The 12,508-nt window shown below is 62.8% G+C and carries 6 protein-coding genes; all 6 read left to right on the top strand.

Annotated features, from left to right (window positions below; all coding sequences use genetic code 11):
• Positions 1 to 21 precede the first annotated feature (21 nt).
• The 6 genes from GDIA_RS10950 to GDIA_RS10925 all read left to right on the top strand — a co-directional run bounded on the left by GDIA_RS10950 (position 22) and on the right by GDIA_RS10925 (position 12,462).
• Positions 22 to 966 carry an EamA family transporter gene (locus GDIA_RS10950; RefSeq protein ID WP_012554177.1) on the top strand — a complete coding sequence of 315 codons (945 nt, stop codon included), beginning with the start codon at positions 22 to 24 and terminating at the stop codon, positions 964 to 966.
• Positions 967 to 1,003: 37 nt separating this feature from the next.
• Positions 1,004 to 2,632: an ABC-F family ATP-binding cassette domain-containing protein gene (locus tag GDIA_RS10945; protein WP_012554176.1), complete on the top strand. Its 1,629-nt coding sequence runs from the start codon at positions 1,004 to 1,006 to the stop codon at positions 2,630 to 2,632.
• An 88-nt stretch (positions 2,633 to 2,720) separates the two neighbouring features.
• The gene (locus tag GDIA_RS10940; protein ID WP_012554175.1) at positions 2,721 to 3,656 is read left to right on the top strand and encodes a 2-hydroxyacid dehydrogenase; all 936 of its coding nucleotides are present in this window, start codon (positions 2,721 to 2,723) and stop codon (positions 3,654 to 3,656) included.
• Between the two features lie 595 nt (positions 3,657 to 4,251).
• The gene (locus tag GDIA_RS10935; RefSeq protein WP_012554174.1) at positions 4,252 to 7,446 is read left to right on the top strand and encodes a TonB-dependent receptor plug domain-containing protein; all 3,195 of its coding nucleotides are present in this window, start codon (positions 4,252 to 4,254) and stop codon (positions 7,444 to 7,446) included.
• Positions 7,447 to 8,046: 600 nt separating this feature from the next.
• Positions 8,047 to 9,588, top strand: a complete 1,542-nt coding sequence (locus GDIA_RS18620; RefSeq protein ID WP_012554173.1) for an asparagine synthase — start codon at positions 8,047 to 8,049, stop codon at positions 9,586 to 9,588.
• A gap of 225 nt (positions 9,589 to 9,813) precedes the next feature.
• Entirely contained in the window at positions 9,814 to 12,462 is a 2,649-nt protein-coding gene (locus tag GDIA_RS10925; RefSeq protein WP_012554172.1) for a M1 family metallopeptidase, read from the top strand.
• Positions 12,463 to 12,508 lie beyond the last annotated feature (46 nt).

The following is a 12,508-nucleotide window of genomic DNA, read 5'->3' as shown; positions in this document are numbered from 1 at the left end:
GCCCCGGGCCGCAGGAGTTCCATGACCGCCAGTACATCCCAGGCCGCTCTTGCACCCGGCGCGCCCGCCGACGGGCAATCGGACGGCGGGCCGGTGGGCGGCGCGCTGCTGATGCTGTGCGGGATCGCCTCGTTCCAGATGGGCGCGTCGATCGCAAAAGACCTGTTCCCGCTGTTCGGACCGCTGGGCATGGTCGGGCTGCGGCTGTGGATCGCCGCGATCGTGCTGTGCGCGCTGGCGCGCCCATGGCGCATGGTGCCGGACCGCGCCACCCTGTGGCTGATCGTGCAATACGGCACGGTGGTCTGCCTGATGAACATGACGTTCTACCTGTCCCTGGCGCGGCTGCCGCTGGGGATCGCGGTGGCGATCGAATTCCTGGGCCCGCTGGCGCTGGCCCTGCTGGGATCGCGCCGGCCCGTCGACCTGCTGCTGGTCGCGCTGGCGGCGGCGGGGCTGGACCTGCTGCTGCAACCGGGCGCGGTGCTGCGCGGGCGGGGGCTGGACCCGCTGGGCGTGGGCTTCGGCCTGCTGGCCGCCGCGTCATGGGCGGCCTATATCGTGATCGGCGCACGGGTCAGCCGGCGGATCGACGCCACGCGGGCCACCGCGATCGGGCTGGGGGTGGGGGCGCTGCTGCTGACGCCGCTGGCGGCGGCGACCCTGCCGCGCATCGTGTCCCATCCCCACGCCGGCCTCCTGGCCGGCCTGGTGGCGATCCTGTCCTCCGCCGTGCCCTATACGCTGGAAATGCTGGCCATGAAGCGGCTGCACCCGCGCCAGTACGGCATCCTCAGCAGCCTGGACCCGGCCATGGCGGTGGTCATCGGCCTGGTGCTGCTGGGCGAGCATCCGGACCCGTCGCAATGGACGGGAATCCTGTGCATCGTCCTGTCGTCGATCATCGGCATCGTGATCCGGCAGTCGGGCGGCCGGGCCGCCCCGCCGCCCGCCCCCGACCTCTGAATCCGCCCTTCCCAATCCAAACCCCACGGACCGCCTCATGCTCCAGATCGATTCGCTTGTCTTCAACGCCTGGGGGCGGCGGTTCTTCGACCGGGCCAGCGTCACGCTGCCCAACCCGTCCAAGGTCAGCCTGGTCGGCCGCAACGGGGTGGGCAAATCCACGCTGTTCAAGCTGATCAAGGGCGAGCTGCAACCCGATTCGGGCGAGATTTCCATCCCCCGCGCGGCCCGGATCGCCGCCGTGGACCAGGAACATCCCGCGACGCCGGTCAGCCTGATCGAGACGATCCTGGCGGCGGATACCGAACGCGCCGCCCTGATGGCCGAACTGGACACCGCCGAGCCCGAGCGCATGGGCGACATCTGGGCGCGTCTGATCGAGATCGACGCCGACAGCGCCCCCGCCCGCGCCGCCGAAATCCTGAACGGGCTGGGGTTCTCCACCGCCGACCTCGACCGGCCCATGGCCGAGTTTTCCGGCGGCTGGCGCATGCGCGTGGCCCTGGCGGCCGCCCTGTTTTCCCAGCCCGACCTGCTGCTGCTGGACGAACCGACCAACTACCTGGACCTGGAAGGTGCGCTGTGGCTGGAGGCCCGGCTGGCGCGCTATCCGCATTCGGCGCTGATCATCAGCCATGACCGGGAATTGCTGAACAATTCGGTCGATTTCACGCTGCACGTCACCGAGGGCAAGCTGGAACTCTATTCCGGCGGCTACGATTCGTTCGAGCACCAGCGCGCCGAGAAGATCCGCCTGCAAAGCGCCACCCGCGCCAAGCAGGAGGCCGAGCGCGCGCATCTGCAATCCTTCGTCGACCGGTTCAAGGCCAAGGCCAGCAAGGCCGCCCAGGCGCAGAGCCGCATGAAGCGGCTGGCCAAGCTGGAGCCGGTGGCCACCACGATCGAGGCCCGGGTGTCGCCCTTCATCCTGCCCTCGCCGCCGCGCCCGCTGGCACCGCCGCTGATGCGGCTGGAAGATGTCGAGATCGGCTATGGCGACGACGCGCCGGTGCTGCGCGGCCTGGACCTGCGGCTGGATATCGACGACCGGATCGGGCTGCTGGGCGTCAACGGCGCGGGCAAGTCGACCTTCGCCAAGATGGCGGCCGGGGCGCTGGCCGCGCGGTCGGGCCGGGTGACGCGGTCGGCGCGGATGGAGGTCGGCTGGTTCCACCAGCATCAGATCGAGGCCCTGAACCCCAGCGACACGCCGCTGGACATCATGCGCGCGGCGCGGCCGCAGGACAGCGACCAGTCGCACCGCTCGCGCCTGGCGCAGTTCGGCATCCATTTCGAAAAGCAGGGCACGACGGTCGAGGCCCTGTCGGGCGGCGAGCGGGCGCGGCTGCTGCTGAACCTGGTGGCGATGGCGGCCCCGCACCTGCTGATCCTGGACGAACCGACCAACCATCTGGACATCGACAGCCGGCGCGCGCTGCTGGACGCGCTGAACGAATACGAGGGCGCGGTGATCCTGATCACCCATGACCGCTCGCTGATGGAACTGGTGGCCGACCGGCTGTGGCTGGCGGCGGACAATACGGTGGCGCCGTTCGACGGCGACATGGACGATTACGCCCGCTTCGTCCTGGACCGCGCCCGGGGCGGCAGCACCGCGCCGTCCCAGGCGGCGTCGCGCGAAAAGCGGCGCAAGGCGAAGCGCTAAACCACGGGGCGCGGTGACAAGCCCCCCTTCCCAGCCGCCTTGCGATGCCGATAGGATCGGACCCGAACTGATCGGACGGGAGCGGGACATGAAGGATGCGGCGGTCTTCTACAGCCAGGTGGACAACCCCGAACCGTGGCGGGCCGCATTGGCCGGCCTGCTGCCGGACCTGGATTTCGTCCTGGCCGACGACGTGACCGACCCCGCCGCCGTCCGCTATGCCCTGGTCTGGAGCCCGCCGCGCGGCTTCTTCGCGCGCTTTCCCAACCTGCGGATGATCGTCGCCCTGGGGGCCGGGGTGGACGCGCTGGTCACACGCGACGACCTGCCGCCGGGGGTTGCGATCACCCGGCTGCACGACCCGCTGATGTCGCGGATGATGGCCAGCTACGTGCTGTTCGCGACCCTGCGCCTGGCGCGCGACATTCCGGCGTTCGAGGCCGCGCAGCGCCGGGGACAATGGCACTTCATCGAACCCCGGCCGCTGAACCTGACGCGGGTGGGCGTGATGGGCCTGGGCGAACTGGGCCTGCTGGCGGCACGTGAGTGCGCGCGGCAGGGCTTCACCGTGCGCGGCTGGTCGCGCAGCCCGAAATCCGACCCCGCCATCACCTGCTATTCCGGCATGGACAGCCTGCCGGACTTCCTGGGCGGCTGCGACATCCTGGTCTGCCTGCTGCCCAAGACACCGCAGACCATCGGGCTGCTGGACGCCGAACGGCTGGCGATGCTTCCGCGCGGGGCGGCATTCGTCAATGTCGCGCGCGGCGCCATCGTCGATCAGGACGCGCTGGTCGCGACCCTGGAATCGGGACAGATCGGCCAGGCGACGCTGGACGTGTTCGCGCAGGAACCGCTGCCCGGGGACCATCCGCTCTGGCGGATGGAGAACGTCCTGATCACCCCGCACGTGGCCTCGGCCGCGCTGCCGGACTCGGCCGCGCCGCAGGTGGCGGAAAACATCCGCCGCCTGCGCGCGGACCTGCCGGTCATGGACGCGGTGGACGTCGCACGCGGCTACTGACACCCGCGCGCGCGGTCCCGGACGCATTGTGGCTTTACGGATACAACCCCCGCACCACGCCGCGGCCACAGTGCGACATCGCAACGACTCGACAGAAAGCCCGAATAGCGCCCAATCTCAAAAAATAGGCCTGTCGGGCGTCATTTCTTATGTAGAACGCAATGATCTGGATTCAAATAGCGCAATATCGAAATAATATTACAAAAATCTAGATTTTTCGCACTTTATGAAAAATCCGAATCGAATCCGATTCGTTTCCTTCCCGATCGCATCAGTGCTGGTCGTTTCATGCGCCTGATCTTCGATCGGTGGATCACTTCGTTGTCATTCCGGATTATTCACAGGCCCGCACCAAACCTGCCGAACGGCAGGTCCGTCAGCGCGGCCACATCCCGTATCGAGAATCATTCCGATTTTATCGTGACTTTTGTAAACATCCGACGTGCAGGATCCGTTCCTGTTGCATAGATGCCACGGAAGGACAGTTTCAGCACATCCCCCCCCCGCCATGTTGCCAACAAGTTACGATTTGATGGCATATTGTACCGGAGCACCGCTCGATGGTTTTTCGAATCAACTTGAATGCAGGTATTTCATGGCACCAACCGGTGAGACGCCGCCCCGCGCACCGGGCGCGGAACGCAAGCGACGACGCCCTTCGCCCTTCCTCGTAATCCAACCCGCGCTGCGCAACCGCGGGCGCATGCTGCTGTGCGCCACGGCGATCGCCGCGACGCCCGCCCTGGCCTCGGCCCAGACGGCTGCGCCCGCCACGACGGCGACGCCGACCCACCACCACAAGACCACGACCCGTCACACGACGGCCAAGGCGAAGACGGTCACCCCGACCCGTGCGGCCCCCGCCGCCGTGGCTCCGGCGGCAGCCATCCCGCCGGCAGGGGTTCCCGCGACCACGTCTTCCGCCCGCAACGCGTCGATCATCGCGGGCGCGGCCAATGCCACGTCTGCGCCGGACAACGCGCCGGCGGCTGAAAACGTGATCGTGACCGGCACGCTGTTCCGCGATCCGAACCTGGCCAGCGCCTCGCCCATTACCGAGGTGACGCGCAAGGACATGGCCGCGCGCGGGCTGAAAACCGTGACCGACGCGCTGCAGGTCCTGTCCGCCAATGGCGCGGGCAACCTGACGAACTCGTTCTCCGCCTACGGCGCATTTGCCGGCGGTGCCTCCGCCCCCTCGCTGCGCGGCATGAGCACGGACTCGACCCTGGTTCTGATGGACGGGCAGCGTCTGTCCTACTACCCGCTGGCCGATGACGGCGAGCGTAACTTCGTCGACACCAACTGGATGCCGTCCTCGATCATGGATCGGGTGGACGTGATGCAGGATGGTGGCTCCGCCACCTATGGTGCCGATGCCGTGGCTGGCGTCGTCAACTACATCACGCGCAAGCAGATCAAGGGCTTCGAAGGTAATGCCGAAGGCGGCCTGAGCCAGCGTGGCGATGCCGGTCACCAGAAGCTGTATGCCACCTATGGCTGGGGCGATCTGGACCGCGACGGCTGGAACTTCTACCTCAACTCCGAATACCAGCAGGATGACGCGCTGTACAACCGTCAGCTCGGCTATCCGTACAATACAGGCGACCTCAGCGGGCTCGCCGGCGGGTATAACGGAAACACCAACGCCCCCGGATCGACGATCAACAACTTCGGCGCCACGCCGACGGCCGTCGTCTCGCCCATCGGATTTACGCCGACTTCAACCGGCGGCAGCATTCCGAGCAACACGGGCCCCTGGCAACTGCTGAACCCGAGCGCCGGGTGCACGGGCGCGGGCGTCATCGGCAAGGTCAGCGGCTCTGTGTCGGGTGCGCCGGGCGTCAGCACGACCTGCACGCAGAACGCGGTCGGTGCCTACAAGCAAATCCAGCCCGAACTCCGTCGCATCAACGCCACGGCGCATTTCATCGCCAACGTGACGCCGCGTTCGCAGTTCGTGACGATGTTCAACTACTCGCAGGTCCAGTCGAGCTACAACGCGAATCCGCCCTATTCGACCCTGGCATCGACCCCCTATCTGACCGCCACGGCGCAGAACACCTACCTGCCGAGCACGAGCCCCTACAACCCGTACGGGCAGGCGGCACAGGTCCTGGCCACGTACGGCGGACTGCAGCCGTTCACCACGGAGTTCAGCCAGAACTTCCGCGGATCGATGCGCTATTCCGGCTGGGCCCCGTCAAAATGGGGTTCGAACTGGAACTACGACATCAACTTCGTCGGCATGAACACGGTCCTGCAGCAGGTGGATACCGGTTTCCCGACGATCAGCGGCATCGAGAATTCGATCACGAGCGGCAGCTATAACTTCGCCAATCCGTCCGCGAATTCCAAGAGTGAACTGAATTCCATCGCGCCCCGCAACGTGCTGAATGCCCGTACGCAGGAATATTCGGAAGACATGCATGTCAGCAAGGGGCTGTTCAAGCTTCCGGGCGGCATGGTCAATGTCGCTATCGGCGGCAACATCCGCTGGGAATCGGTCAACGACCCCAATGCCAACCCGCAGACGGCCAATCCTGCGAACGAATGGGCCGGCATCAATCCCTTCAGCGCCAAGGGCAGCCGCTGGGTTGAATCGGGCTACTTCGAAGTGGGTCTGCCGATCATCAAGATGCTGAACGCGGACATCTCCGGCCGCTACGACAACTACTCCACCGGAATGCATCACTTCTCGCCGAAGGTTGGCGTGAACTTCAAGCCGGTGAAGCAGTTTGCGCTTCGCGGCACGTTCTCGCGCGGCTTCCGCGTGCCCAGCTTTGCTGAAACCAGCGGCTCCGTCCTCGGCTTCACGGGGTACACGCCGAACAGCTCCATTCCGGGCATCGCAGCCTGGCAGGCGACGCACGGCAACGACGGCTATGCAACGAATCCGTATTCCATCGGCGTCAACACGGTGGGCAATCCCAACCTGAAGCCGGAAATTTCGACCAACTTCACCGGCGGGGCGGTGATCAGCCCGCTGGACTGGCTGCACCTGTCGGCCGACTATTACTACATCAAAAAAACCAACTACATCATGGCGAACCCGTACGTGAATCCCGTCGCGGCGGCCAATGACTACATCCTGGGCGAAGCTCTACCGTCGGGCATCCTGTCGGCCACTCCGTCCATTGCGGATATCCAGGCTCCTGGCGCGAAGGCATCTCCGGGTATCTTCACTGACCAGTACATGAACGCCCGCAGCTACATGACCAATGGTGTGGATCTGTCGATCGACGCCACCCGTCATCTGCCCGGTCCGCTGCATGACGTGCTGTGGTTCAGTAAGGGCACGGCCACGTATGTGCATGCGTCCAACCTGACGCTGCCGGACGGCAGCGTCTATCACTACGCCGGGACGATTGGTCCGTACGAGCAGGTGTCGGCCTCTGGCACACCGCGTTGGAAGGCCAGTTGGTCGAACACCTTCAGCTGGAAGGGTCTGGGCGTCACGCCGACGGTCTATTACACCAGTGGCTACAAGACCACCGCTGAAGACCAGAACGGCGCCAACACCAACACGTGCGCATACACCCTGTCGGGCTACGGCGCGACCGGTGCCCCCAGCACCCAGTGCCATGTCAAAAACTGGTGGGACGTTGACCTGACGGTCAACTACCAGATCAACCCGCGCTGGTCGGTCTATGCCAACGTCTATAACCTGCTGGGCTTCCGCTCGCCGTACGATTACGCGACCTATGGTTCCTACCTGTACAACTCTTCCTGGACGCAGAAGGGCATCATCATGCGGTCCTTCCAGTTCGGTGTGAACGTCCGTCTCTGATCGTTCACAGCACCGTCAAGAGGGGGTGGTCTTTCAGACCACCCCCTTTTTTTTATCCGGATACACTGATTGAAAATCTGCCGTCGTATCCTTCCATTTACAGATACGACTCCGATGCGTTTTGGACCGCTTTCGCGTACCAGTCCCCATTGTCACACAGGCTCTGACATCCGCCGCCAATCGGTGCCTCCGCAGCAGACGCCGGGATATTGTGAAATAATATTCGATAAATATCGGGGCGTTTATTTATTTTTATTGCATACCACTGATTGCATGTCACATTTTTGCAAAACAAAACTGCAGCACGCTTCAATTACCTTGACAGGACTTCGAAACAGCAGCGAAAATCGTGCTACCTTCTTCTTTCCTGAAGGAGAAGGGGATTGACTTGCGTGAAACCATAACAAGGGATTGTGCTATGTCTTCTTCAAATAAAAATACCCAATTGCAGGACGTGTTTTCTGCTCTCCGCACTCTGCTCGTCGGAAGCGTGAACGAGCGCGGGGTTCGTCCCATCGTTCGCAAGAGGGTGGACGGATCGGACTCCATCGGTGGCTACCCGCCCGAATGATAAAATAGATACAAGCACTTCGTGTCATCATGTTTTCCGGAAGAATAAATTTTTCAGATCTCAATTCCCCCCTTGTTATTGATGGCGAGGGGATCTTTTTTGGCTCCTCCGGTCTCCATCCGTTTCAACATCGACTTCTTTTTACGGAAATACTCATCAGTCGGAAACGAGTCGCCATTTTCAACAGCGAACGATTTTCGGATGAATCATCCGGCTTTCTGGACGAAAAATCTGTTCGTGATGAATTAATAGACGATCGAATCAAACAGTATCATCTGAGACTTCTGGATTTTTCCGCGATCATAATCGACCGAGAGTCTCTGACTTTTTCCTGTCATGCCTCATCGATCGTTTACGCTCCGTTTTATCTCAAGCATGATCCAGGCGGAGTTTCCATCGACTGGGATTATCGGCGTCTGTTAAAAGATACTGATATCGACGTTGCATGGGACGTCGTGATCACCCAAATCCAGGGCATTATGCCCTACGGTCATCGTACAGTCGTTGAAGGCGTCGTTCGCACGACCGCGGGCGCTATTCTTGCAGCCTCCAAGAATGGTATAGAAATCAGCCTGCCCTATCCTGTTACTTTCTCCGCGCCATTCGATCAAATTGATAACGGCGACATTGAACGTCACTTCATAAGCGCGCTCGAAGCCCTGTTGGGCGCCCGCCCCCTGGAAAATCGTCGAACGGCCGTGGAATTGAGTGGCGGAATGGATTCCGCACTCAGTTCAATGATTGCAAAAAATCTTCTCGGTGACGGCCTGTTCAGCATTACCGCCCAATTCGATGGCACGATGGGAGCGGCCCAACAAGAAAGATGCACCGCCCTGATACAAGCCGGCGGCTTTGACAATCTGAACCTTCCCGCGGCGCGACTGGCACCGTTCGGCGAGACCAGCCTCCGCCGGGTCCGATATGGCGTCATGCCCGAAGATGAAAGCTATCCGGAAATTTTCGAAGCCAGCCTCGGCGTCGCGCAAGCCGCAGGCATAGACACCCTGATTTCAGGATTGGGCGGAGATGAACTCTACGTAATATATGAAGACGAAGATGGCGGCAGAAACCGGGAACACGCTGCCAACTGTCCGTTTCTGACCGAAGCGGGACAGAATTATGCACGCACCGTTCACATATCGTATCCCGCTGGATGGCTTGCGGAAAGTTGCTGGTACTCTTCCGCCAGCAGATCTCAACGGTTGCTGCGTCACGGGATCTGGCCGGTCTATCCGTACCAGAACATACAACTTTCGCAATTCATATCGAAACTTCCTTATAAATACAGAAGCAACAGGAATATCCTGCGAAAATCCATTTCCCTTCTCCTCAACAACGATATGTACGAAAGGGCCTACGTAAAAGAAACATTTGACCCCGTCGCAATACGGGGAATAAAAGAAAACGAATCATATCTTAGTGAACTGGTTCGATCCTCACGAATATCGAATCATAAATACTTAAAAAATAACAAAATATTATCTTCCATTCGAAGTGATTTTGACAAAATTGACCGACACACGTACAATTGTCTGTTTCAGACACTGAAAGTATTGTGTTTTTTCCAATAAAAATTGAATGGCACTGTTTTTAATTTATATATAGAGACGAGATAATTTTATTTATATTTTGTGGGTGTATTACGATCTTGACTTGAGAAATTTTCGAATATTTGACGGTTGGGTGCAGGATGCGACCGACTTACTCTACACTCTTTAATTTGCCTTGAGCAGACAACAGAGGAACAATGCCTGATGGAGAGTCACCTGTTATGACTCAGAAATCGGAGCTTCCGTATGAATTTTAGACCTGCCATCGCCACCCTGCTGCTAGCGGGCACGGCCCTGCTGTCGGGGCCGGCCTTTGGCGAATCACCGTTCGATTTTGTCCATGCGCCGGGCCAGTTGCCCAAGACCGTGGTACCCAGCGCGTACCGGATCGACCTCGTCACCGATATGAAGCGCCTGACCCTGCGTGGGCACGAGAGCATCGACGTCGACGCGACCGCCCCCACGGACAGCATCACACTGAACCAGGCCGGCCTGACGCTGGTATCGGCAACGCTTGACGGCGCAGCGGCCAAGATTACCCAGGACGACCACGCGCAGACGGCGACGCTGACCCTGAAGCATCCGATGGCAGCCGGCCACCATACGCTGGTCATCACGTATCGCGGTCCCATCCCCGCCACCCCGAACGGAATCTATTACGACGATTACCGTGCCCCCGACGGCAAGCAGCAGCGCATGCTGGTCACGCAGTTCGAGGTCGCGGACGCCCGGCGCATGTTCCCGGGCTGGGACGAGCCGTCCTTCAAGGCGACGTTCCAGCTGACGGCGACGCTGCCGAAAGCGTCGGTGGCGATCAGCAACATGCCCATCGTCTCCACCTCGCCGGCCGGGGGGCAGTCCAAGCGGGTCGTGTTCGGCACCACACCGCGCATGTCCACCTATCTGCTGGCGCTGGTGGCCGGAGACGTGTCCGCCGTCAGCGGCAAGGGCGGCGACACCCCGATCAACGTCTACGCCCCCACCGGCGAGCAGCAGAACGGCAGCTACGCCCTGACCGCCGCGTCGCAGATCCTGCCCTATTACAACGAGTATTTCGGCGTGGCCTATCCGCTGCCGAAGATGGACCTGATCGCCATTCCCGGAAATTACGAGGCCGGGGCGATGGAAAACTGGGGTGCCATCACCTTCATCGACGACGACCTGCTGTTCGATCCCAAGACCAGTGCGCCGACCACGCAGGAAATCGTCTATATCGTCGTGGCGCATGAAATGGCGCACCAATGGTCCGGCGACCTGGTGACCATGGGATGGTGGGACAATATCTGGCTGAACGAGGGCTTCGCCACCTGGATGGAGACCAAGGCCACCGACCATTTCAACCCGACCTGGCAGATGTGGCCGCGCCAGCATACCGACCGTGAACAGGCGATGGCGCAGGACGCCCATCCGACGACCCACCCGGTCCAGCAGGTGATCCATGACGTCAGCGAGGCCAATACCGCCTTCGACCGGATCAGCTACCAGAAGGGCGAGCAGGTCATCCGCATGATCGAGGACTGGCTGGGTCCCGATACCTTCCGCGACGGCATGCGCACCTACATGAAGACCCATGCCTACGGCAACACCACCAGCGCCGACCTGTGGGCCGCGCTGGCGCAGACCTCGCACCAGGACGTGGCCACCGTCGCACGCAGCTTCACCGAACAGCCGGGCATTCCGCTGGTCACGGTCGCGCGCCGCTGCCAGGCCGGCAAGACGACCCTGAGCCTGACCGAAGGCCGCTTCGCCATCAGCGACCCGCATCCGCTGCCCGCGCGCTGGAACATCCCCGTCACGGTGGGGGGCCCCGGCATCGCCGCCCAGCGCACGATCCTGACGCCGGACCATGCGGCGACGCTGACCTTCGACGGGTGCGACGCGGCGCTGAAGGCCAATCTGGGCGAGAACGGATATTACCGTACCCAGTATGACACGGCGTCCCTGGCGGCCCTGAAGACGGCATTCGCCAAGCTGGGCGCGGCCGACCGGGCCAACCTGCTGGGTGACCAGTTCGCGCTGTTCCAGGCCGGGCTGGCGCCGCTTTCGGCGTGGCTGGACCTGGTGGCCGCCCTGCCGGCGACGCACGAGGACAACATCGCCGTCTGGTCGGACACGATCGCGCACCTGAAGGAACTGGACGCCATGGAACGCGGCAGCCCGTCGCGCCCGGCCTTCCGCGCCTTCGCCCGCGCCCTGCTGGGCCCGCAGTTGGCGCGCCTGGGTTGGGCGCCGCGTCCGGGTGAATCCTTCCTGGATTCGCTGCTGCGCCCCAGCGTGATCGCCACCCTGGGCCAGTTCGACGATGCCGCCGTGGTCGCCGAAGCGCAGTCCCGCTTCGCGGCCTACCGCAAGGACCCGGCCTCGCTGCCGCCCAGCCTGGTGGCGCCCGTCACCTGGATCGTCGGCCGCCATGCCGATGCCGCGACCTACGCCACCCTGGCGCAGATGCTGCGCGCGGCGGGCAACACCGAGGACAAGCTGCGCTATTTCGATGCGCTGGCCGCGTCCAGCGACCCCGCGCTGATCCGCCAGACGGTGCAGATCGCCTATAGCGGCGTGATCCCGAACGGGCGCGTGGCACGGGCGCTGGCCGTGATCGCGGCACGCGGCGACGATCCGGACCTGGTCTTCAAGCTGGTGCAGGCGCCGGAGACCCAGAAGCAGATCCGCTCGCACCTCGCACCCTGGTCGCAGTCGGCCCTGCTGCCGGCCATCGCCGGGCACTCGGTCAATCCGGCGGTCGCCAAGGCGCTGATGGCCGATCCGTCGGTCACGGAGTCGACCGGTGCCACGATCGAAGCGAAGAAGGCCGTGGACCTGATCGCGGCCAACGCGGACATCGCGGCCCGGGCCCAGGCGGCCCTGACGCCGTGGCTGGCGACGCTGTCGCACTGACGCTATCGCACTGACGCTACCACCCCGGGACGGTCCTTCAGGACCG

This window comes from Gluconacetobacter diazotrophicus PA1 5 (genome assembly GCF_000021325.1).
In the GTDB taxonomy this organism is placed as follows: domain Bacteria; phylum Pseudomonadota; class Alphaproteobacteria; order Acetobacterales; family Acetobacteraceae; genus Gluconacetobacter; species Gluconacetobacter diazotrophicus.
Note: the sequence above shows the minus strand (reverse complement) of the source record. Positions and strands in the feature narration are given on the sequence as shown.

Bases quoted from the DNA above. Each gene is read 5' to 3' on its own strand.
- GDIA_RS10950 (WP_012554177.1), top strand. From the start codon at position 22: ATGACCGCCAGTACATCCCAGGCCGCTCTTGCACCCGGCGCGCCCGCC.
- GDIA_RS10945 (WP_012554176.1), top strand. From the start codon at position 1,004: ATGCTCCAGATCGATTCGCTTGTCTTCAACGCCTGGGGGCGGCGGTTC.
- GDIA_RS10940 (WP_012554175.1), top strand. From the start codon at position 2,721: ATGAAGGATGCGGCGGTCTTCTACAGCCAGGTGGACAACCCCGAACCG.
- GDIA_RS10935 (WP_012554174.1), top strand. From the start codon at position 4,252: ATGGCACCAACCGGTGAGACGCCGCCCCGCGCACCGGGCGCGGAACGC.
- GDIA_RS18620 (WP_012554173.1), top strand. From the start codon at position 8,047: ATGTTTTCCGGAAGAATAAATTTTTCAGATCTCAATTCCCCCCTTGTT.
- GDIA_RS10925 (WP_012554172.1), top strand. From the start codon at position 9,814: ATGAATTTTAGACCTGCCATCGCCACCCTGCTGCTAGCGGGCACGGCC.